Source organism: Alkalibacterium iburiense (genome assembly GCF_039521845.1).
GTDB classification, from domain to species: domain Bacteria; phylum Bacillota; class Bacilli; order Lactobacillales; family Carnobacteriaceae_A; genus Alkalibacterium; species Alkalibacterium iburiense.
In genome coordinates, this window is the sequence record NZ_BAAACW010000056.1 from 1 (window position 1) to 22,283 (window position 22,283).

A 22,283-nucleotide genomic window follows, 5' to 3' on the forward strand; every position below is an offset into this window, starting at 1 on the left:
GGCAAGTGTTTTTTTGTTTTTTCTTGATATAACAACCATTGTAAGCAATTATTAAAAGAAAGTATTGACACTAACCCAATTGGTTGGAGGGGAGAAAAAATGAATATCATTAATGACTATGTCGATCAAATGTTTAAAACCGTACCGATAACGAAAGAAACGCAGCAGTTAAAAACAGATATTTTAGCTAACATGGAAGACAAATATCTGGCTTTAAAAGAGGAAGGGGTATCCGAGCACGAAGCAATTGGGATTGTCATTGCAGAGTTCGGGAACATTGAAGAATTACTGGAAGAAATGGGCTTTTCTAAAGAGTCAAGAGTGGATGAAAGCATACATTATCATGTGGCAGAAACAGAAGATCTGGAAGGGTACATTGAAGCGAAAAGAAAGAGTGGATTAAATATTGGGTTAGGTGTGTTATCCATTTTAATAGGGATAGCCGGATTACTCATCACTATGGCCTGGTCCAATTTTGCACGAGCGTCTATTTATATCGGATTAATTGTCTTACTTGCATTTGCCGTCATTGGAATCGGCTTATTCATCATTGAAGGGATGAAACTGCAAGAACTGAACGGGTATCATTCCCCTTTTGTTTTATTGCCGTCAGATAGGGACTGGTTGGAAGAAGTCAAGCAGAATTACAAACGCTCCTTTACCTTTAGTATCGTTGTTGGTGTGTCCCTCTGTCTATTGTCCTTAACGCCTTTATTTCTCAGCCTGCTAATTAGTCAGACCTATTCAGTTTTGATAGGAGTAGCACTCATGCTCGTTTTAGCGGGACTAGGGATTGTACTATTTGTCTATAGCGGGAATTATTGGAATGCGTTCACTGTTTTATTAACCAATGGAAAATCCATGGATGCCATTGAAGGAGAAGTGAAACGAGAGATTCAGAAGAAAAAAGCCAATCATTTTATTGATGAAATCTACTGGCCAATCCTAATCGCTCTTTATTTCATTTTAAGTTTCTGGCAAGGAGGATGGGGATGGACGTGGCTCATTTTCGTTTTGGGCGGCGTGTTAGAAGAGGCTATTCTGGCTATTTTCACACCGAAAGAACAGTAGAATAAACCACCCTTTTTATAAAATTTTAACTTGTATAAAAAAAATTCATTTCTAAAAAAGAGTTGAAGAAGTAAGAGTTCTTCGGCTCTTTTTTTCATTTCTATCTATTATGGAATGTTTGATATGTACTAAAAGAGTAAGCGATTAATTGAAAAAGCTTGATTTTATAAGAAGTGCTTCTCCTTTCGCTCATACATCAAACGTATTTCTTTTCGACAGGTCATCCCTTGAAGAATCGATTACTTCTATCTTTGTATAGTATTTTTCGTTATCCACATTATACGCTGGGGATTACCTTACTGTTGATAGGGCAGCTGGCTCTGAGCTTGTATTTTGTCCCTTTGTTTTTCTTTTTCAGTATCAGTTTTCCAGTCTTTTATTTTAGAGTATTTGGAGATAAAGTAGTCAAAAAATAAGACCTGACCATCATGTAGAAGTGATGGCAGGTCTTATTTATGATGTAGAAAATTTAGTCACTCGTTTCTTGTTTTCATTAGGAAGAGTGTTCCAAGACGATTTTACCTAGGGTTTGATCACTCATCAATTCTTTGTATGCTTCGATTAACGTGTGCTCATTCATTTCGGAATAGTGTTTCGTTAAAGTGGACTGTATGAACCCTTGTTCCACTTGATTCTTCAATTCTATTAAATATTCATGCTGCTTTATCCAGTCAGATGTTTCATAAACAGACCGGGTATACATGAGTTCATAGCTAAAGGATATGCTTTTACTGAAAAATGAAAGAGGAAGAGGGTCTTTTAATGGCAGAAGAGAGCACACGCTACCTTGTGGTCGAATGACTTCTGCTGCTTCATTTATATTGTCATCAGCTTTAGCTGCCAGTAAAATGGCATCCACCGTTTCAAACCCTATTGCCTTCAATTGTTCCTCGAAAGGTTCTTTGTGATTAATCACATGCTTGACGCCTAAGTTTTTCACATGATTCGCACTTTCTTCTCTAGAAGCTGTGCCGATAACTGTGAACCCATAATTTAATGCAATTTGACAGGCAATCGAACCAACTCCACCAGCGGCTCCAACAATAAGGAGTATCGTATCTTTCGGGTTTTCAGATTGACTAAGCAAAGATAAGCGATCATGTATCACTTCGTATGAAGTCAAAGCGGTTAAGGGCAAAGCAGCTGCCTCAGAGTGAGTAAGGTTCTTAGGTTTTAAAGATACCATTCGTTCATCAATGACATGAAAATCGGCTTGGGCTCCTTGAATATTACTCGAACCGGGATAGAAGACATCATCGCCTTCTTTAAATAAAGTGACATCTGAACCGGTTGATACAACCGTACCTGACACGTCTCTTCCTAAAATAGTTAAGGAGTCATCTGACTCTTTTTTTCTAGACCATGTGGCTATATCAGTTGGATTAAGCGACACCGCTTTAACTTTTACAAGGATTTGCCTCTTTTCTGGAACAGGAACAGGGATAGAGTGTTTTTCAATAGGAGGGTGTCCGCCATCTAGTTGAGGAGTGGTGAATCCATAAGCAGTCATGTAATCAGTCATATTTTTATCGATCCTTTCTAAATTTATCTTACCTTTAGTTTACTCACATTCCGACAAAAGAACAAACTCTGACGCTTAATTCCGTGAAAGTATTTCTTCCATTGCCTTTTTTAGATAGAATAGAGATATTAACTTTTTACATATACTTCAAATCATTTAGAAAAGGATGAATAAAGTGACTAAATATATCGATAATGCCATCAAAGTATTTGAAAATAATTTCAACTTACAAAAAGGTGAAAAAGTGGTGATCATTACGGATGACCGTATGAGACAAGTAGCCATGCCTTTTTATGAAGCAGCGTGTATTAAAGGGAATGAGACCGTGTTTGCTCAATTTCCATCGATTTACCGATCGGGAGAAGAACCACCCGCTATTATCGTTCAAGCGATGAAAGATGCGGATGTCGCCTTGTGTATCACTCATGCCAGTCTGACTCATACGCATGCCAAAAAAGAGGCGGTCGCTACAGGGACAAGAATTGGCACGATGCCCGGTTTAACTTTTGATATGCTGGAAAAAGGAGCCATTGAAGCAGACCCCGAAACGATACTAGATTTAACCTCTCATTTCACTTCAGTGTTAGATCAGGCTTCTGAAGTCAAAATTGAAAAAGATGGAGAAGTGCTCACTTTTTCAATCGCCGATCGTCCCGGTATACCGAGTACGGGAATTTTCAGAGAAAAAGGTCAAGCTGGAAATGTCCCATCAGGCGAAGCGTATATCGCTCCTATAGAAGATTCAGCTAATGGGAAACTAGTCGTAGACGGATCCATTGCTCAATTGGGTAAAGTGAATGAACCGGTTGTATTAGTACTCAAAGACGGGCGTCTGGTTGACGCATCTGGCAATCAGGGTGAAGAGTTGCTTGAACTGTTAGGAAACGACAAAGGAAGAATCATAGCGGAATTTGGCATCGGAACGAACCCTACAGCCCAAATAACCGGTGTCGTTTTGGAAGATGAAAAGGTGTATGGTACGATTCATATAGCATTCGGATCAAATAAACCGTTTGGGGGAGTAACCGAAGCGGGTGTCCACATCGATTGTGTCGTGAAAGAACCGACTGTCTGGATTGATGGAGAAAAAATTATGGAAAACGGAGAAGTGAACAGGGCTTAAAAGATGTATAGGAGCGAGGACCATGACGAAAAAAGCAAAACAGCATAATCGGCTCTTGAGTGTCTTATCGTGGGGTGTCGTTCTATTCTGGATGGCCGTTCTTTTCTGGTTTTCATCCCAGCCTGCTCAGGAATCAGTCAAATGGAGTGTGGGGGCGATGGAAATCGGCTGGCGATTATTGAACTACTGGCAATGGATCGGCGTCATTGGCTTCGTTATTGTGTATCACATTTTCTTATTGTGGTTATCCCGCATTTCGTCAGGAAGGCTAATTAAAATTGGATTGTTTATACTGTTTATCTTACTCAGTTTGACCAGTGTCTATCTTCTGGTATATGTCATTCGACCGAGAGTAGGGGAAAGTGGTATTTTAGAAATGAATCGCTGGGTCATTCACCGCTACTTAAGAAAATATGCTCACTTCTTTATTTATCTTTTTTTAGGCAGTGTTATAAAAAATGCCTTATGGGTCTCTGGTATAGAAGGGTGGAAAGCCGTTGGATTAGCTATCTTCCTATCTTTTCTGTATGCCGTATTCGATGAAATTCATCAGATTTTCGTACCAGGACGCATGTTCCTTGTGACTGATATTTTAATTGATACAGCTGGTGCAGCAGTAGGAGTTACAATATACTCGTTATTTAATTTTTTATTTCAATTAACCAAAAAAGATAGAAAGACTGGCTCCGCTCGGTAAGCATTTTACCGAAAAGAGCCAGTCTTTTTGTTTATTATTTAGCTGATAGTGACACTTAGTCCAGGAAAAAGAGTGTTAAGTGTCACTCAAAGCCGGATTAATGATACTTAGTCTGAAAAATGTTCTAGTAAGTGTCATTCAAAGCCGAATTAATGACACTTAGTCTAAAAAATAGACGAGTAAGTCTCACTCATCATTGAAAAGTTTCGAAAGGAATAGGAAAGAAGGCTGCTAATGACGAATGAAACGATTCTTAAAATAAATCCAGCTGCTGCGGGCCTAACCCTTCAAAAGTTAAACCAAGTAAGGACTGTAGTTGTTTGGCGTTAGTCGCAGCGTGACCGCCAGAGTTGTTATTAAAAATAACACATACATAATCAGACTGTTTTTTAACTCTAAGACCAACTCTTTCAATTCTAGGAGTTCCTCTTCTGAGTAATTGTAAAGGGTGCGTTCAGCTCGCCAGTCAGTGACGTTTTCGCCTAACCAGCCTTCGTAGTTGCGTCCGTGAAGGCGAACGAAACTGAAAGGCTGATGAGTCGTCTCAACAATTTTTGGTACACTGTTATTGGGTGTCTGCGGCTGGTCAACCACCACGTGAGTAAAGGCATACTCTCTCAAAAATTGGAGGGTATTCTCGGTTGTTGTATCTGAAAACCAGCTCTGATTTCGGAACTCAATAGAAATAGGCCAATCACCCATTTGCTTTCTAACATACCGTAAATAATTGACGTGTTTTTTCACACAGTCAAATGTTGGAGGAAACTGAAAAAGGAAAGAGGTTACCTTGTCGGCTTCAACCATAGGACGGAAGGCTTGTTTGTATGCGGAAAAAGCCTCATCCATTGTAGAAAAGTTTTCCTTAAAATCTTTGTGTAAAGTCAATACGCTGTAAGCTTTCGGAATAAACTGGAAGACGGCAGGTGTCTTTTCTATCCACTGCGAGATATTCTTTTCAGAAGGAATCGCATAAAAACTAGTATCCAGTTCAACCACAGGAAAATGACTGGCATATTCTTCTAATCGGCGGTCCCGTGTGCGTTGAATCGACGCATGGTCACTCCAGCCTGTTAAACCAATCGTAATCATTCGCTTGCCTCATTTCTTTTTTCTAACTGTTCGGTAATCACCTGTTCCAGCAATTCTTCAAAAGGAATCCGTGTTTCTCCCGCGAAAGGATCCATCGATTTAACACGAGATCGCTTAGAAGTCCGACGCTGTTTCGCAGACAAATGGCGGCTGTCAATTAATTGCTGCATGAGGCTTTCGGTATATTCATAGCCTTCATGATGAATGATGCGGCACTTTTTCGGTAGTAACATAGAAGCTAAGCCATAATCATTGGTAAAGACAATATCACGAGCGGAAGCTAGCTGCATGATTTTAAAATCTGCCAAGTCAATCCCCGTATCCACCCACACACGCGATACCCCTTCAGGTAATTCTTTTACAGAATAATGGGAAATACTTGAAACGAGAATCACTTCTAAGCCATAGTTCTGTGCGGCATGAATGATTTCTTCTTTTTTGGGACTGGCATCTGCGTCCACAATCAATTTCATATATAGACTCCTCTCTATAATCACTCTCTTATCTATTATAGGAGCGAAAAGCAAAAAGTAAAACAGAAGAATGATTGACATCGTTTCCAAAAAAGCTTAATCTTATGAAAGAGGAGTTTGTTTAATAAATGAACAAACGATACAACAATAGTTCAGAAAAGAGGCAATAAGAGTGAATCAAATTAAATTGTTTACTCAGGATTGGCAGTTCGCCAAAGTAGAAGGGCTTTCTCATGAAAAACCGAACACTTTTGAACCCGTTGAACTTCCCCATGACTGGCTCATTGGAAATACTCGTGAATTATATCAAGACAGCGTAGGCTGGTATAAAAAAACGTTAAATTATGAAGGCGATTACCAGACGGTTTCTCTCCTTTTTGATGGAGTGTATATGGATTCCACGCTTTACGTGAATGACACTAAAATCGGAGAATGGAAATACGGGTACTCGGCTTTTGAAATGGATATCTCAGAGGCCCTTGTCAAAGGAGAAAATGACATCCTTCTAAAAGTCGTTCATCAATCCCCAAATAGCCGATGGTACACCGGGGCTGGCATATACCGGAATGTTTGGATCAAGCTAAACGGCCCGTCTTATATTGAAACCGACGGCCTTTATATCTCATCACACAAAGAAAACCAAACATACCGAATGGAGATAGAGACAGACGTTCAGACCGAAGAACCTATAAAGCTGAAACACACTCTTTTTAAAAAAGATCACTTGATTCAAGAAGTGGAAACTCAAGTCAGCGAAAAAGGAACCGTCAGCTTGTCTTTAGAAGATTTAACTGTTGAAGAATGGGAGCCTGACGCCCCTCATTTATATGAGTTGGAAACAGTGTTAATGCACAAGGAATCAGATGAAGTCCTTGAACGGAGAAGAACACGAGTAGGGTTCAAGACAGTAAACATGGATCCAGATAAAGGCTTCATTTTGAATGGAAAGAGAATGAAATTGAAAGGAGTCTGTGAGCACCACGATTTTGGCGCATTAGGCTCAGCCTTCAACACGGCTGTCTTAAGACGCCGCTTTACCCTTTTAAAAGAGATGGGTGTCAACGCCATTCGAACGTCTCATAATATGCCGGCAAGAGAATTGATGGAACTGGCGGATGAGATGGGCTTTTTAATTGTTTCCGAATCCTTTGATATGTGGGAACGACCGAAAACAACTTATGACTATGCCCGATTCTTCAAAGAGTGGGCGTACAAAGATATAAGAAGCTGGGTCAAAAGAGACCGCAACCATGTGAGTTTAATTATGTGGACAATAGGAAACGAGATTTACGATACCCATGCCGACGAGCGCGGACTCGAAATAGCGAAACAGCTGGATAGCTATATTAAGGAGTTTGATCCGAAAAGCAACGCGGTTGTAACGATTGGTTCAAACTATATGCCTTGGGAAAACGCTCAGAAAGTAGCTGATTTCCTAAAGGTAGCTGGATACAACTACGGTGAAAAGTATTACGAAGACCACCATGAAGCGCATCCCGACTGGATTATTTACGGAAGCGAGACGGGGTCAGTCGTGCAGAGTCGTGGCATTTATCATTTCCCATACAAGCAGTCTGTCTTAGCAGATGACGATGAACAGTGTTCAGCCTTGGGTAATAGTTCAACGAGCTGGGGAGCAGATACTCCCGAGGAAATATTAACGTATGACCGGGACACCCCTTTTTCTATGGGACAATTTATTTGGACAGGTTTTGATTATATTGGTGAACCGACACCTTATCATACAAAAAATTCGTATTTCGGACAGATTGACACGGCGACTTTCCCTAAAGATACCTATTACATTTATCAGTCAGCCTGGACTCATTATAAAGACAAGCCAATGATTCACCTGTTTCCTTATTGGGACTTTAATCCCGGTCAAACGATTGATGTGAGAGTGGCGACCAATGCCCCTAAAGTCGTCTTGTACTTAAATGATGAAGTCATTGGGGAAAAGCACATTGATCACCAAAATGATACAGACATCACACCAACGTGGCAAATACCCTATGAACCAGGTGAGTTAAAAGCGATTGCCTATGATGAACAGGATGTGGAAATCGGCCGAAGCGTCAGACGTTCATTTCGGGATGCGAAAGAACTCATTCTTACAGCGGATAAACCTGAAGTGAAGGCCGATGGAAGAGATTTAATCTTTGTTGAAATCGGTGCTTTGGATGCGGAAGGAAATCCTGTTGAAAATGCAACGAATCGCGTAGAGGTTCATGTGAGCGGAGCAGGCCGACTGGTTGGACTAGATAATGGAGACAGCACAGATTACGACCAGTATAAAGGAATCTCTAGAAGACTGTTCAGCGGGAAGGCAATGGCCATTATTCAAGCTACGACAGAAACGGGTCCCATTGAGGTAGAGGTGTCGTCTAACAATATCAAATCAGCACAGCTTACCTTGCATGCTGTCGAAGCAGAAACAGTCTTTATAAAAGAAGCACAACACAAAAATACAGAACGGGCTATCGAAACGGGACAATCGGATGAACTGCCTGTTAGAAAAATTGAGTTAACCAGTTCAAACGGGCTTCATTTGCATCCTGATAATACTGAGACGATTGTTGAAGCGACTCTTTATCCGGAAAATACGACGTATACGGATTTAGAGTGGAGTATTGTTAATGATGCGGGAGTTGAAATGACGCATGCGAGTCTTATAGTAGGCGGCCCTAAAGCAATCGTTACGGCTAAAGGAGACGGGCCTTTCAGAGTCCGCTGTACAACGAAAAATGGCACGGATAAAATTAAACTCATTTCTGAACTGGATATGACTATTACAGATATGGGAACAGCGTATAAGAATCCCTATGAACTCATTTCAGGCTCTTTGTTGGATGATTCAATGGGAGATGTGTCAAATGGCAACGAGCGAGGAGTTGCTACAAGCCGAGATGGCGAGACAATCGTGGGATACCATGAGATTGATTTCGGAGCTTACGGATCGGATACCATTACCTTGCCTTTATTTACATTAAGCGATGAAAACTATGTGATTGAAATTTGGGAAGGACATCCGAAAAAAGAAGGCAGTATTCTACTAAAAGAAGCCCACTATCAAAAAGTATCGAAATGGAATGTTTACCAGGAAGAAAGCTATCAGTTAAGTAAACGATTGACAGGCGTGACTTCTCTGTACTTTATGATGCATGCGAAAGTGCATTTAAAAGGGTTTTATTTCGAAAAGCAAAACAGAGCGTTTTCTTATAACAAAGCGGTGGAAGCTGACTTTATTTATGGGGATGCCTTCGAACAGACAGAAGAAGAGGTGCGACAAATCGGAAACAACGTGTCTCTCATTTTTGAGGATATGGACTTCTCGGACAAAGAAGCTGGAGAAATCCTCATTGAAGGCCATTCACCGATTGAAAAAAATACCATTCATGTTCGCTTTGAAGGAGAAAGTGGCAGCCAGGTGAATCAATTAGTTGAATTCACACAAACAAATAAAACAGAAAGTAAACAATTTGACCTTACCCCATTATCAGGTAAAGGAACGGTTACCTTTATCTTTTTACCGGGTAGTCAGTTTGATTTCAAAGCCTTTCAATTTAAAACCAAAGATTAAGGAGTGGAATAAATGAAGTTAAATAGAAAAGAACTTGAAAATAGATCACAGTGGGAAGAAAAAGGGTATGTCTTGCCAGAATTTGATAGAGACCAAGTAAGAGAAAACACAAGAAACGAACCAACATGGCTCCATTTAGGGGCTGGAAACATATTCAGAGCCTTCCCAGCTATGTTTACCCAAAGACTCTTAAATGAAGGAAAGTTAGACAAAGGAATCATTGTGGGAGAAGGATTCGATTATGAAATTATAGAAAAAGCCTACCGTCCTTTTGATGAGCTAAGCTTACTGGTGACCTTAAAAGCCGATGGGTCTGTTGATAAAACGGTTGTCGGTTCAGTCGTTGAATCTTTACGTATGGATAGTGAAAACACAGAAGAGTTTGACCGACTTAAGGAAATTTTCAGAGCAGACTCTTTACAGATGGTAAGTTTTACCATTACTGAAAAAGGCTACAGCCTGGTCAATGGACGGGGCGAAATAATGGAACCTGTAAAACAAGACTTTAAAAATGGACCAGAAAAACCGATGAGTTACATGGGGAAATTGTCTGCATTGTTATATGAACGCTACAAACAGTCAGCGGCCCCTATTGCTTTAGTGTCAATGGATAATGCGTCTCACAATGGTCAGCTGCTTCAAGACACCGTCACTCAGTTTGTGAGAATGTGGGTGAAAGAAGGTTTAGTGGATGATGGATTTGCGGACTATGTGTCTAATCCCGATAAAGTTTCTTTCCCGTGGAGTATGATAGATAAAATCACGCCCCGTCCAGATGCCGATGTTCAGAACATTCTAGAAGAGGATGGCTTTGAAGACACAGAGGTGATTATTACAAATAAACAGACGTACACCGCTCCATTCGTGAATGCGGAAGAGGCTGAGTATTTAGTGGTAGAGGATCATTTCCCTAATGGCCGACCGCCTTTAGAAGAAGCTGGGGTTATCTTTACAGACCGAGAGACAGTGGATAAGGCCGAAACAATGAAAGTGACGACCTGTTTAAATCCATTGCATACGGCATTGGCTATTTACGGGTGCTTACTTGGCCATACCTCTATTCACGAGGAAATGAATGACTCAGAATTGAAGGCTCTAGTGGAGAAAATAGGATATGAAGAAGGGTTGCCAGTAGTGGTAGACCCTAAAATATTGGATCCGAAAGCCTTTATTGACGAAGTCATTAATGTGCGCTTCCCGAACCCGTTTATGCCGGATACGCCGCAGCGTATTGCGACAGATACATCTCAAAAACTGTCTATACGTTATGGGAAGACGATTCAGTCTTATGTAAAAGATGAAAGCAGGGACGTGACTTCCTTAAGATTTATCCCACTAATTTTAGCAGGCTGGTTGCGCTATTTGATGGAAGTGGATGACCAAGGAGAAAGCCTGACACTCAGTCCAGATCCTTTACTGGATGAGTTGGTACCTATTATGGCTCAAGTGTCGCTTGGAGACACAGAGGGTATAGAAGAAAAAATAAAACCGATTTTAAGTCGAGAAGATATTTTCGGCAATGACTTGTACACGATTGGCTTATCTGATACCATCACAGATTATTTCAAAGAGTTGATAGCAGGACCTGGAGCCGTAAGAGATACACTCAAACGTGCTTTAAACTAAACAGCAAAAAAGCGTTCCCTTGGATTTTCCCTAGTGAACGCTTTTTAAGTTTTCATTCCACTTCTAACACTTTTTCCATGTTTAAGCTAAATTCAACATTGCTGACATGAAGGAATTTTTGCAGATTCATGACAGTTGCTCCATAAAGACTGGCTTTTTTGCCGAGCAGGGATTGCTTCAATACAACATTTTTATAAATCGTCATGCTGAGATAATGTTGAAGTAAGCTAATTAATTCAGGTATTTCTTCGAGTAGCTCAGAGTTAATGTATACCACTTCCGGATCATAGTTTCCAATCACATTCATCAAACCGATTCCAAAATCCTTAGCAAATTGAAGAATCATGTTTAAGGTCGAAGAGTCTTTTTCATGATAGGAGGCAACAAGATCGTCGAAAGTGAGGGACTCATCTCCTTTTAGACGCTGGAATTTTCTGACAACAGCTTTCGTTGAACAGTACTGCTCCAGACATCCCTGGTTTCCACATGGGCAATTGACGCCATTAGGATAGAGGACCGTATGTCCCACTTCACCACTGCGTCCGCTAGATCCCCGATGCAGTTGGCCATGTAAAATAACGCCTGCTCCAATCCCTGTATGGGCACTAAATGAAACAATGTGTTCATGTTCATAATCGAAAGCAGCTTCGGCAAGAGCAGAGAGATTCGCCTCATTTTCAATGTGAATGGGTAAGTCACACTTTTGTTCTAAAATAGACACTAAATCAATCTCATCTAAGTCAAAATAGGGTGTAAACTCAATCTTGTTCTCATTTACAATCCCGTGAATTGAGATGGTAATGCCAATAATCCCAAATGGACTGTCTGTTAAAGTGGATTTAAAATTTTCTACAACAGAAGTGATCGAATCGACAATATTATCTTTAGTCATTTCCTTTTCTTCTATTGTGTAATCAATTTTCTCTCCATCTAAATAAGTAATAAGGTAACTGATTCGGTCATAGCGCACGTCAAAGCTGATGGATACACCCGCTTTTTTATTGACAGTTAACAAAATAGGGCGCCTGCCTCCAGAAGAGGTACTTTTTCCAGGTCCGATTTCAATCACATAATCGTCTTCAATCAGACGGCGGACGATTTCTGAAACAGTCGCTTTGTTAAGTCCGGTCAATTCAGAAATCATGGCTCGGGAAATCTCCGGCCGATTAATTATTTCAGATAATACAATGATGCTGTTTTGTTCTCTAATTGAATTTTTCATTCTAAACATTATCTTTTCCTCTTTCTTATAATAGTCTGTTTCGTCTTTGTTTTTTAAGTATACACTTACTCAAGTGTGAATGGTTTGTCAAGTATCCATAAAAAATGAAGAAACTATCTAGAAGCGCTTGACATCAAAATAAAGTTTCGCTATAGTATAATTGAAGTTAGTTAATTCGACTAACAAACTATCGATATGCCTAGTGTAACACATTGTGAGATAGAAGAAAACATATTTTTTGACACTCCCACAGCTAAAGCAGTGGGAGTGTCAAGCTTCATTACTGGACAATACGATCTAGATCGTTGGGATGAGTTCATGGCTGACTTAGAAAACCAGAACGTTGACCAATATCTAGAAATCGTTAATAATGCACACCAAGAATTCCAAGCAAACTTAGAAGCAAATAACTAAGATTCTGATGGAATACTAAAAAGAAAGAGATCACCTTAATTTAGAAGGGATTTCTTAACAAAAGCTACCCCTAATGAATAGTAGTGATAAGACTTTCTTATCTCTCCTGTTATTGCTCTCGAATGTGAAGAGTATCTTTAGAGGGTAGCTTTTTGTTTTGTTAAAGACAAACTAAGACATTAACTGGACAATCCTAGTCTCTCAATGGATAAAATTAGGCATTTTGAAATTGTTTTCAATTAGTTTGTTTATTTAATTAACATACTGGTGTATAATGAAGATAACGGTTTAAGAATAGTAAAAGAATAAGGCAAGCTCTTATTCTAATGAGTGAAAGGAAATGGCTATGCCAGCAGATAACAACAATGATTTGGGGAATAATTGTTTATATAAAATTTCTCAAAATATTTCTTGGTTTTTAATTACAACACTTTGGTTTAACTTACATTTTATTCCATTGTTTTTCTTATTTTTCTTCTTAGAAGCCACATTAGCGAATATAGTCTGGTACTTAATTGGTATCATTCCACTGGGGCCTGCGATTAGTGCGCTTATTGGGTCAACATTGAGGGTCATTGAAGAAGATGACTTTTCAGATCCTGGAAAAGACTTTCGCTATTTTCACCGACTGAACTTTTTAGATTCATTTAAGGTATGGCTCCCTTATCTGTTTCTGATTTATATCTTTTCAGTTAATATCAATTATTATTTTAATGTTGCTTCTAGTGAATATATTTTAATAGGGTATTTTTTTGCTTTGCTTATATTATTTTCGACTTTACTTTTGATACCCGTATTTATAATCCAAACGAAGTTTAGTTTTAGATACAGAGATTTACTCCGATTAGGATTGTATTATTTCTTTATCAAGTTAAAACTGACTTTTGGTAATTTCTTCATTATCTTTATTGTTATCTTTTTATTGATGGCAATTTCTGAATGGCTATTATTCCTTATGCCGGCCGTTCTGTCTTACATTTGGCTGCTTTACAATTATACTATTGTTAAAGACGTCAAAGCTAATTTTGTTAAAGAAGAAGAATAATTTTATTCTTTTTTAAAAATGTATTTAAATTATAGGAGGATATGTATATGTCAACAATTCAAAATCCTGTGTTAAGAGGATTTAACCCGGATCCAAGTATGGTTCGTGTAGGTGATGATTATTACATTGCTGTATCTACATTCGAGTGGTTCCCAGGGGTTGTCATTTATCATTCAAAGGATTTAGTTAACTGGCGTCAGGTAGCGCGTCCATTAAATAGAGTCGAGTTACTAGATATGAAAGGAAACCCTGATTCTGGTGGAGTTTGGGCTCCGCAGTTAAGCTATGCAGATGGGAAATTCCATTTAATTTATTCTGACGTTAAAGTCACTGGTGGCATTTATAAAGATGTAACAAACTATTTAACAACATGCGAAACGATTGATGGAGAGTGGAGCAGTCCGATCTTTTTAAATCAGTCAGGCTTTGACCCTTCTTTATTCCATGATGAAGATGGCCGTAAATGGTTACTGAATATGGTTTGGGATCACCGTGTAGGCAGACACGACTTCGGTGGAATCGTCTTACAAGAATACGATCCGAAACAGGAAAAATTAGTTGGAGAACGCAAAGTAATTTATCACGGAACAGATGTTGGATTAGTGGAAGCGCCTCACTTATACAAAATTGGCGACTACTACTACCTCTTAACAGCTGAGGGTGGAACAATGATTGAACACCACGCTTCCATTGCTCGTTCTAAAAATATAGATGGTCCCTATGAAAATCATCCAGATAATCCACTTATTTCATCTTATTATGACCCAAGACTGGCTTTACAAAGAGCCGGACACGGATCAATGGTAGAAACTCAAAATGGAGAATGGTACTTTGCACACTTAAATAGTCGTTTGACAAAAGCACCTGGTGATGTGTTATTGATGAATCGCGGATACTCCCAATTAGGCCGTGAAACAGCTATTCAGAAAATGGAATGGAAAAACGACTGGCCTTATATTGTAGATGGCAATTACCCTAAAGTTAAAGTTGAAGGTCCAGATTTACCAGAACAAAAATGGGGGCCAGATTTCCCAGTCGTCGATCAGTTTGAGGGAGACGAACTAGGTGGCCAATGGCAAACCTTGCGTATTCCATATACTGAGTTTGCTTCTACAACTGACAACCCTGGATACTTGCGCATTTATGGAGCAGGTGGTCATTCGAACTTGCACAAACAAGCACTAGTTGCTCGTCGCTGGCAAGCTTTCGAGTTTGAATCAGAGACTAAAGTTATTTTCGAACCGGAAACCTTCCAACAACAAGCCGGTTTAGTGAACTACTATAACACGAAGAACTGGACAAACCTTCATGTGACCTGGCACGAAGATCATGGAAAAGTCATTGACTTATATGCTTCTGAGCGTAACAATGTCAGCGCTCCTTTAGGGGATGATGTGATTCCTGTACCAGAAGAGGCAGAAGCGGTTTGGTTTAAAGTGAAAGTAAACCAGTACACTTACCAGTTCAGCTATTCATTCGATGGAGAAAAATGGGAAGACATCCCAGTCATCTTTGATTCTTGGAAGTTGTCTGATGAATACATTCAAGAAGCAGGTTTCTTTACAGGAGCCTTTGTAGGAATGAGTGTGATTGACAACAGTGGAATGAATAAAGCAGCGGACTTTGAGTACTTCCGTTATGAAGAAGAGGAAGATACAAGAGATCACTGGACTTTACCTCGTCATTACGGAAAAGGTCAAAAAGGTAAAGAAAAAGTCAACTACGGTGAACGCGGAAAAAATTAATAACTAAATAGCAGGAAAAAGGGGACCGACTCCAATGGTTAAAGCAATAATCTGTTCTTAGATTGGAGCTTTCCATTTCGTCAGTCCCTTTTTCTTTTGATATCAATCAATTATTAGGAAGACTCAAAGAACAGATTCATCTGAGTGGTCAGTCTATCCAATAATAAGACCCACTCACATGCTATTTTATTTTGATCAGACATTTAAATTAAACAAATGAGGAGTGTTGAAATGAGTTATGTTTTAGGTTTAGATTTAGGAACAAGTGGATTAAAAGGCATTTTAGTTAATAAAGAAGGGAAAATTGTCGACGAGGCGTCTTCAGAATACCCTTTATTGACTCCCAAACGCGGACACAGTGAACAGGACCCGACAGAATGGTTTAGAGCGGCTAAAGAAGTGATGAAAGCAATTGTTAAGTCTACTCCAGATGTGGCAGAGAACTTGGATGGCATCAGTTTTTCAGGTCAAATGCATTCCCTTGTCTTGCTAGACAAAGATGATCAAGTTTTACGCAACGCTATTTTATGGAATGACGTTCGCACGACAGAACAGTGTGAAACCATTACTGAAAAAGTTGATAATTTAATTGATATTACAAAAAACAAAGCTTTAGAAGGTTTTACTTTACCGAAAATCTTATGGGTTAAAGAAAATGAACCGGAAATTTTTGAACAAGCAGCCCTATTCTTACTCCCTAAAGATTATTTAGGATTCCGTTTAACAGGAAATAAACAAATGGAGTATTCAGATGCAGCAGGGACATTATTATTAGATGTGGAGAAGAGAACCTGGAGTAAAGTAATTGCGGAAACATTAGATATTCCAGTATCCATCTGCCCGCCTTTAGTTGAATCTCACGGTAAAATAGGAACGTTAGACTCTGAATTAGCTCAAAAACTAGGCTTTAAGAAGGATATCCCAGTCTTTTCAGGAGGAGCAGACAACCCATCTGCAGCCGTTGGAGCAGGGATTGTCAGACCGGACCAAGCCATGGCTAGTATCGGGACATCGGGAGTTTTCTTATCTTATGAAGAAACAGGAGACAAAGCGTACAATGGTCACCTGCATTACTTTAACCACGTAATACCGAATGCCTTTTATACTATGGGAGTCACACTCGCAGCGGGAAGCAGTTTAAACTGGTTTAAACAAACCTTTGCACCGAATGAAAGTTTTGAAGAATTATTAAGCGGGGTAAAAGATATCAAGCCCGGATCAGATGGCTTATTATTCGCTCCTTATATTTCGGGAGAAAGAACACCTTATACAGACAGTAACATTAGAGGAACTTTCTTAGGAATGGATATTGCTCATACTCGCGACCACTTTGCACGCGCTGTTCTTGAAGGCATCACATTCTCATTGAAGGATTCGTATGAGTTAATGAAAAAGCATTCAAATAAAGATTTCACTCAAATTGTTTCTGTCGGTGGAGGAGCTAAAAACCCTGACTGGCTACAAATGCAAGCAGATATCTTTAATGCCCCTGTCGTGACCTTAGAAACAGAACAAGGGCCAGCCATGGGATCCGCTATGATTGCTGCAGTCGGTGCCGGATGGTTCGAAGATTTTGAAGCCTGTTCAGAAGTGTTTGTTCAATATAAATCTGAAGTGAAACCAAATCCTGAAGCTGTTGAAAAATATGAAAAAGTATATGAAAACTATAAAGACGTTTATCCAACAATAAAAGAGTTGTCACATAAATTAGCTACTGAATAAATAGACAGGTAAGGAGAGCTGTGTATCGACACAGCTTTCTTATCTAGATTAATCGCATAAGAACATAACTTTTAAATAATCATTAAGTCATGAAAATAGAACCTCAATTAATCGAAAACGAACAAAACATCTAATGAATGCCTTATGTAAATAAGAAAGGATGCTTATATGTTAAAGGTTGCGATAGTAGGAACAGGAGCGATTTCTCCACTTCACATCGAAGGATTTTTATCTTTTTCTGACGAAGTAACGATTACAGCTCTTTGTGATATATACCCAGAAAAAGCAGAAAAAATAGCCAAACGCTTTAATTTAGATGTAGCTATTTATGATAATCATGAAGCAATGCTTGAAAAAGAACAATTAGACTTAGTTTCCGTTTGTACCCCACCTTATGTTCATGCAGAAATTGCTATCCATGCAATGAAAGCGGGTGCACATGCCGTAGTTGAAAAACCAATGGCATCTTCATTAAAAGAATGCGATGAGATGAATCAGACCGCAAAGGAAACAGGCAAAATCCTATCCATTATTTCACAAAACAGGTTTACCAATCCGATGTGGAAACTGAAGGAAATGCTGGACCAAAAAGCAATAGGAAAGGTTCTTCACACCCAAGTGGATTCATTCTGGTGGAGAGGGCATAACTATTATGATTTGTGGTGGAGAGGGACATGGGAAAAAGAAGGCGGAGGGTGCACGCTTAACCATGCGGTTCATCACTTGGATATTTTTAAATGGTTGAATGGCATGCCTGATGAAATCACAGCTGTCATGAGCAATGTCGCTCACCATAATGCGGAAGTAGAAGACCTCTCCATAGCCATTGGAAAATACTCAGACGGCAGCTTGGCTACTTTGACGAGTTCAGTCGTTCATCACGGAGAAGAGCAGCAGTTGGTATTTCAAGGAGAAGAGGGACGGTTATCTGCTCCTTTTCAAGTCTATGCCTCCAAATCAAAAGAGAATGGTTTTCCAGAAGAAGATACGGACAAAATGCAACGGCTTACACGTCAGTACGATGCATTGGACGACCTTGCTTATGAAGGACACACGGGTCAGTTAAGCAATGTGATTCAGAGCATACTTGGGAAGGAAGAGATAGTTGTAGACGGCTTACAGGGCAAAGAGACTCTGGAATTAATTATGGCTATCTATGCGTCTTCTCAATCAGGTGAAAAAGTCAGTCTTCCATTAAAAGACTCACATCCTTTCTATACAAAAGAAGGGGTTCTAGAAAAAGCTCCCCGTTTTTACGAAAAATCTGGTTCCATTGATAATTTTTCAGACGATGAAATTACCACATAAATACGTTATTTGAAAGGGATTAACATGCCAAACTCAAAGACAAAGTTAAAAGTTGGAATGATAGGGTTAGGTGACGTCTCGCCATTCCATATACAGGCTATTCAAAATAATCCAAAGGCCGAATTAGTAGCGGTTTGTGATACTGATCCGTCTGTCGCATCCAAAGCGGAATCTGTTCCTTTTTATACACATTACCAAGAGATGATACAAGCTCATGAGTTGGACGTTGTTCACAATTGTCTGCCTCATCACTTACATTACCCGGTCACCAAAGAGTGCGTGGAGGCTGGTTTACACGTACTGCTTGAAAAACCCGTTGCCATTAGTTATGAAGAAGCCTTGCTTCAAAAGACATTGGAAGACACTTATCCGCAAAAAATCTGTGTCTGCTTTCAAAATCGTTACAACCCAACCTTTCTAGAGATGCTCCATTGGTTGAATAAAAAAGAAACGGGAACTATCCAAGGCATTAAAGGGTTAGTCACGTGGTATAGAGAACAGGATTACTATGAGACAAAACCTTGGCGAAAAACCAGAAGCGAAGTTGGGTATGGGAATATTATGAGTCAATCCATTCATACATTGGATCTGATTCAGCTGCTGGGAGGTCAGATTTCTTCTGTTAAGGCATCACTATCCAAATTGCTTGATGTTGAAAGTGAAGTGGAGGACACCGTCAGTGCAAGTTTTCAATTCGAAACAGGCACAAAAGGCTATCTCCATGCGACAAACGCGAATGTGTCAAACTCCAGCGTTGAGCTTGAAGTGATTACGGATACAGAACGGTTGACTATAAAAGACAGTACACTTTACCGAACAAAAAGCACTGGAGAAAAAGAAGTACTCGCAGAAGATGAAGAATTAGAAGGGGCCAAATCTTATTTCGGAGCTAGTCATACGTATCTCATAGACAGTTTTTACAGAGCCATTCTGGAAGATACCACTGATTACATTACCGTAGAAGATGCACTGCCTTCCATAGAATTAATTGAAATGATGGCTGACTCTTCTAAGACAGTAGCTGAACCTAAAAGAATCTATAAATAAACCAATAAGAGTCTGAAAGAAAGGTGAAACGAATGTCAAAAGAAAGTGGAATGACGTATGCACCAAAGGGAAAGCCAAAACCTGTTATTGAAAAAGGAGGCTTCACCATTGCGGCGATTGGGCTGGATCACGGTCATATCTATGGAATGGTCAATGGAACAGTCGAAGCAGGGGCAAATTTAAAATGGGTATATGATAATGACCCTGATAAAATGAAAGCGTTCAAAGAGACGTATCCGGAAGTGGAGCTAGCTGAGTCAAAAGAACAGATTTTAGAAGATGAATCTGTCGATATGATTCTCTCTGCAGCCATCGCCAGTGAACGGAGTGCGATAGGGAATGAAGCTATGCGGGCTGGGAAACACTACTTTGCAGATAAAACGGCTTTTACGACATTGGAACAGCTGGATGAAAGCAAGCGTATAGTGCAGGAAACAGGGAAACGCTTCTTTGTCTACTTCTCTGAACGTTTGCATGTCGAAAGTGCCGTTTTTGCAGGCGAACTGATTGAACAAGGTGTGATTGGAGAGGTGGTTCAAGTAACCGGATTCGGTCCTCACCGATTAAATAAAGAAAGCAGACCTGACTGGTTTTTCGAGAAGGATAAATACGGAGGCATCCTGTGTGATATTGGCAGTCACCAAATTGAACAATTTTTATTTTATTCCAATAACACAGATGCTGAAGTTATTCATAGTAAGGTCGCTAATTATGACAACCCTGATACACCTGGTTTAGAAGATTATGGAGATGCGACACTAATAGGAGCTAATGGAGCGACCTTTTACTTCAAGGTGGACTGGTTTACTCCTGATGGATTGTCTACATGGGGAGACGGCCGAACGTTTATAACGGGTACTAAAGGAACCATTGAATTACGTAAATACGTGGATGTGGCTCGTGAAGAAACAGGCAATCATCTCTATCTTGTGACTGACGAAGGAGAAAAACACTATGACGTCAATGGAAAAGTAGGCTATCCTTTCTTCGGCCAGATGATTTTAGACTGTTTAAACGGAACAGAGCAGGCGATGACACAAGACCATATCTTCAAAGCACAAGAGCTGAGTCTATTAGCCGAAAGAGATGCCATGGTCATAAACAAAAATCTTTAAAATCGACTCACTTGTTAAGTTAAGATACAGCGAGGAGGGAGTGGTTATTCCCTCCTTGTTGTATGAGGGGAGGAAAGAAATGACTCAAATGTTTCATTCAGCTAACCCTATACTACCTTTTGACGAGTACATACCCGATCCAGAAGTCCATGTATTTGGGAATCGTGTGTACCTATATGGCAGTCACGATGCCTTTAACGGGCAATCTTACTGCGAGCGCGATTACGTGACCTGGTCCGCTTCTGTCAATGACTTAACCGACTGGACTTATGAAGGTGTGATATATAGAAAAACAGATCATCATTCACCTATAAAAAAAGGGAAGAGCAATATGTATGCACCGGATGTTGCTCAAGGACCAGATGGTCACTTTTATTTGTACTATTCAATTGCAGATTCCAGTATTATCTCAGTAGCTAAGAGCTCCAGTCCTACAGGTCCCTTTAGTTATTATGGGGAGGTCAAAGATGCAACAGGTAAAGTATTTGGGGCAGACTATGCTGATTACTTTGAATTTGATCCGGCCGTTTTAGTGGATGGAGACAGAATCTTTCTTTATTCAGGATCTGGTCAAAAAGCGAATGAAAAGAATGGACACCCGGTCGTCGGTCTTTTTGTCAGAGAACTGGAAAAAGATATGCTTACGGCCAAAACAGAACCAAAGATTCTTATGCAGGCGGATGATGACAGACACAAACCGAACTTCTTTGAAGCGGCTTCTATTCGAAAATTTGATGACTGGTATTACCTTATGTACATGGCAACGGATTTATCCGGACTGCACTATATGATGAGTCGCTATCCTGATAGAGGATTTGAGCATAAAGGTTTACTGTATGCGACGAGTCAGAACACAGGAAATGACGGGTCGTCTACCCAGGATGCTCATTTAATAGAGAACAATCATGGGAGCATGGAGAAAATAGGTAATGGCTATTATGTTTTCAATCATCGTCACACGAATCGTTCGCATTTTTCAAGACAAACAGTAGGGGACAAACTGGAAAGGAATGCTGACGGAACATTTGAGACAGCTACTTATACGAGTCAAGGATTAAGAGGCCGTCCCTTTGATACCTATGCAACCTATCCTGCTGCAATGGCTTGTCAGCTAAACCAAAGAGACAATCCCGCTGAAGCTCCTTTTGTGACACAAGAAGAGGACAAAGAGACAGGGAAAACGTATTCTTTGATTAAACAGATCATCGACAAAAGTGAGTTACATTATAAGTACTTTTCACTCCCGGATTTAAAAAGGATGAAACTGAGAGTGAGAGGACAGGCTGAAGGTCAATTGACTATTACTTTAGATGGAAATGAAAAGGAAGAAATTAAATGGAAACTATTTGTCGATTCAAACGAATGGATGACATTAGACAGACCACTTATGACTCAAAATGACCCATTTTCTATGATATTGAGTTTTGAAGGAGAAGGGTCATATGATATAGAGTCCTTTGAATTATTCAATTATTAATCATATT

Annotated in this window: 17 protein-coding genes; 13 read left to right on the forward strand and 4 right to left on the reverse strand. The window is 39.8% G+C overall.

The features are described from left to right. The first annotated feature begins 99 nt into the window (after positions 1 to 99). A complete protein-coding gene (locus ABDZ53_RS04720; RefSeq protein ID WP_343754436.1) occupies positions 100 to 1,071 on the forward strand; it encodes a permease prefix domain 1-containing protein in 972 nt (323 codons plus the stop codon). 493 nt (positions 1,072 to 1,564) lie between these two features. Here the strand turns inward: ABDZ53_RS04720 and ABDZ53_RS04725 are convergent, their stop codons facing one another. After that, entirely contained in the window at positions 1,565 to 2,593 is a 1,029-nt protein-coding gene (locus tag ABDZ53_RS04725) for a zinc-binding alcohol dehydrogenase family protein (protein ID WP_343754437.1), read from the reverse strand. Between the two features lie 175 nt (positions 2,594 to 2,768). Here ABDZ53_RS04725 and ABDZ53_RS04730 point away from each other — a divergent pair, with 175 nt between their 5' ends. Both ABDZ53_RS04730 and ABDZ53_RS04735 read left to right on the forward strand, forming a co-directional pair. Beyond that, a complete protein-coding gene (locus tag ABDZ53_RS04730; RefSeq protein WP_343754438.1) occupies positions 2,769 to 3,716 on the forward strand; it encodes an aminopeptidase in 948 nt (315 codons plus the stop codon). Between the two features lie 22 nt (positions 3,717 to 3,738). After that, complete coding sequence (locus ABDZ53_RS04735; RefSeq protein ID WP_343754439.1) at positions 3,739 to 4,413, forward strand: VanZ family protein; 675 nt, start codon at positions 3,739 to 3,741, stop codon at positions 4,411 to 4,413. Between the two features lie 294 nt (positions 4,414 to 4,707). On the opposite strand, the gene ABDZ53_RS04740 is transcribed toward ABDZ53_RS04735, so the two are convergent. Further along, on the reverse strand, positions 4,708 to 5,502 hold the full coding sequence (locus ABDZ53_RS04740; RefSeq protein ID WP_343754440.1) for a DUF72 domain-containing protein: 795 nt from the start codon (positions 5,500 to 5,502) through the stop codon (positions 4,708 to 4,710). Continuing rightward, complete coding sequence (locus ABDZ53_RS04745) at positions 5,499 to 5,975, reverse strand: DUF188 domain-containing protein (RefSeq protein ID WP_343754441.1); 477 nt, start codon at positions 5,973 to 5,975, stop codon at positions 5,499 to 5,501. Before ABDZ53_RS04745 ends, ABDZ53_RS04740 begins: the two co-directional genes overlap by 4 nt. 172 nt (positions 5,976 to 6,147) lie before the next feature. On the opposite strand from ABDZ53_RS04745, the gene ABDZ53_RS04750 reads away from it, so the two are divergent. Beyond that, on the forward strand, positions 6,148 to 9,555 hold the full coding sequence (locus tag ABDZ53_RS04750) for a glycoside hydrolase family 2 TIM barrel-domain containing protein (RefSeq protein ID WP_343754442.1): 3,408 nt from the start codon (positions 6,148 to 6,150) through the stop codon (positions 9,553 to 9,555). Positions 9,556 to 9,567: 12 nt separating this feature from the next. Beyond that, complete coding sequence (locus tag ABDZ53_RS04755) at positions 9,568 to 11,181, forward strand: mannitol dehydrogenase family protein (protein WP_343754443.1); 1,614 nt, start codon at positions 9,568 to 9,570, stop codon at positions 11,179 to 11,181. Between the two features lie 52 nt (positions 11,182 to 11,233). Here ABDZ53_RS04755 and ABDZ53_RS04760 read toward each other — a convergent pair whose 3' ends face one another. Next, positions 11,234 to 12,412 carry an ROK family protein gene (locus ABDZ53_RS04760; protein ID WP_343754444.1) on the reverse strand — a complete coding sequence of 393 codons (1,179 nt, stop codon included), beginning with the start codon at positions 12,410 to 12,412 and terminating at the stop codon, positions 11,234 to 11,236. Positions 12,413 to 12,598: 186 nt separating this feature from the next. On the opposite strand from ABDZ53_RS04760, the gene ABDZ53_RS04765 reads away from it, so the two are divergent. The 8 genes from ABDZ53_RS04765 to ABDZ53_RS04800 all read left to right on the forward strand — a co-directional run bounded on the left by ABDZ53_RS04765 (position 12,599) and on the right by ABDZ53_RS04800 (position 22,276). After that, complete coding sequence (locus tag ABDZ53_RS04765; protein WP_343754445.1) at positions 12,599 to 12,817, forward strand: hypothetical protein; 219 nt, start codon at positions 12,599 to 12,601, stop codon at positions 12,815 to 12,817. Between the two features lie 340 nt (positions 12,818 to 13,157). Then, the gene (locus ABDZ53_RS04770) at positions 13,158 to 13,862 is read left to right on the forward strand and encodes a YesL family protein (protein ID WP_343754446.1); all 705 of its coding nucleotides are present in this window, start codon (positions 13,158 to 13,160) and stop codon (positions 13,860 to 13,862) included. A gap of 47 nt (positions 13,863 to 13,909) precedes the next feature. After that, positions 13,910 to 15,607 (forward strand): glycoside hydrolase family 43 protein, encoded by a 1,698-nt coding sequence (locus ABDZ53_RS04775; RefSeq protein WP_343754447.1) that lies wholly within the window; start codon positions 13,910 to 13,912, stop codon positions 15,605 to 15,607. A 231-nt stretch (positions 15,608 to 15,838) separates the two neighbouring features. Beyond that, complete coding sequence (gene xylB, locus ABDZ53_RS04780; RefSeq protein WP_343754448.1) at positions 15,839 to 17,329, forward strand: xylulokinase; 1,491 nt, start codon at positions 15,839 to 15,841, stop codon at positions 17,327 to 17,329. A gap of 168 nt (positions 17,330 to 17,497) precedes the next feature. Beyond that, positions 17,498 to 18,637: a Gfo/Idh/MocA family protein gene (locus tag ABDZ53_RS04785; RefSeq protein ID WP_343754449.1), complete on the forward strand. Its 1,140-nt coding sequence runs from the start codon at positions 17,498 to 17,500 to the stop codon at positions 18,635 to 18,637. 24 nt (positions 18,638 to 18,661) lie between these two features. Beyond that, positions 18,662 to 19,684: a Gfo/Idh/MocA family protein gene (locus tag ABDZ53_RS04790; RefSeq protein ID WP_343754450.1), complete on the forward strand. Its 1,023-nt coding sequence runs from the start codon at positions 18,662 to 18,664 to the stop codon at positions 19,682 to 19,684. A gap of 32 nt (positions 19,685 to 19,716) precedes the next feature. After that, positions 19,717 to 20,799, forward strand: a complete 1,083-nt coding sequence (locus ABDZ53_RS04795) for a Gfo/Idh/MocA family protein (RefSeq protein ID WP_343754451.1) — start codon at positions 19,717 to 19,719, stop codon at positions 20,797 to 20,799. A 79-nt stretch (positions 20,800 to 20,878) separates the two neighbouring features. Next, positions 20,879 to 22,276 (forward strand): family 43 glycosylhydrolase, encoded by a 1,398-nt coding sequence (locus tag ABDZ53_RS04800; RefSeq protein WP_343754452.1) that lies wholly within the window; start codon positions 20,879 to 20,881, stop codon positions 22,274 to 22,276. Positions 22,277 to 22,283 lie beyond the last annotated feature (7 nt).

What these genes read in the sequence shown, in the direction of transcription:
- ABDZ53_RS04720 (WP_343754436.1), top strand. Translation starts at nt 100, where the DNA reads ATGAATATCATTAATGACTATGTCGATCAAATGTTTAAAACCGTACCG.
- ABDZ53_RS04725 (WP_343754437.1), bottom strand. Translation starts at nt 2,593, where the DNA reads ATGACTGATTACATGACTGCTTATGGATTCACCACTCCTCAACTAGAT.
- ABDZ53_RS04735 (WP_343754439.1), top strand. Translation starts at nt 3,739, where the DNA reads ATGACGAAAAAAGCAAAACAGCATAATCGGCTCTTGAGTGTCTTATCG.
- ABDZ53_RS04740 (WP_343754440.1), bottom strand. Translation starts at nt 5,502, where the DNA reads ATGATTACGATTGGTTTAACAGGCTGGAGTGACCATGCGTCGATTCAA.
- ABDZ53_RS04745 (WP_343754441.1), bottom strand. Translation starts at nt 5,975, where the DNA reads ATGAAATTGATTGTGGACGCAGATGCCAGTCCCAAAAAAGAAGAAATC.
- ABDZ53_RS04755 (WP_343754443.1), top strand. Translation starts at nt 9,568, where the DNA reads ATGAAGTTAAATAGAAAAGAACTTGAAAATAGATCACAGTGGGAAGAA.
- ABDZ53_RS04760 (WP_343754444.1), bottom strand. Translation starts at nt 12,412, where the DNA reads ATGTTTAGAATGAAAAATTCAATTAGAGAACAAAACAGCATCATTGTA.
- ABDZ53_RS04765 (WP_343754445.1), top strand. Translation starts at nt 12,599, where the DNA reads ATGCCTAGTGTAACACATTGTGAGATAGAAGAAAACATATTTTTTGAC.
- ABDZ53_RS04770 (WP_343754446.1), top strand. Translation starts at nt 13,158, where the DNA reads ATGGCTATGCCAGCAGATAACAACAATGATTTGGGGAATAATTGTTTA.
- ABDZ53_RS04775 (WP_343754447.1), top strand. Translation starts at nt 13,910, where the DNA reads ATGTCAACAATTCAAAATCCTGTGTTAAGAGGATTTAACCCGGATCCA.
- xylB (WP_343754448.1), top strand. Translation starts at nt 15,839, where the DNA reads ATGAGTTATGTTTTAGGTTTAGATTTAGGAACAAGTGGATTAAAAGGC.
- ABDZ53_RS04785 (WP_343754449.1), top strand. Translation starts at nt 17,498, where the DNA reads ATGTTAAAGGTTGCGATAGTAGGAACAGGAGCGATTTCTCCACTTCAC.
- ABDZ53_RS04790 (WP_343754450.1), top strand. Translation starts at nt 18,662, where the DNA reads ATGCCAAACTCAAAGACAAAGTTAAAAGTTGGAATGATAGGGTTAGGT.
- ABDZ53_RS04795 (WP_343754451.1), top strand. Translation starts at nt 19,717, where the DNA reads ATGTCAAAAGAAAGTGGAATGACGTATGCACCAAAGGGAAAGCCAAAA.
- ABDZ53_RS04800 (WP_343754452.1), top strand. Translation starts at nt 20,879, where the DNA reads ATGACTCAAATGTTTCATTCAGCTAACCCTATACTACCTTTTGACGAG.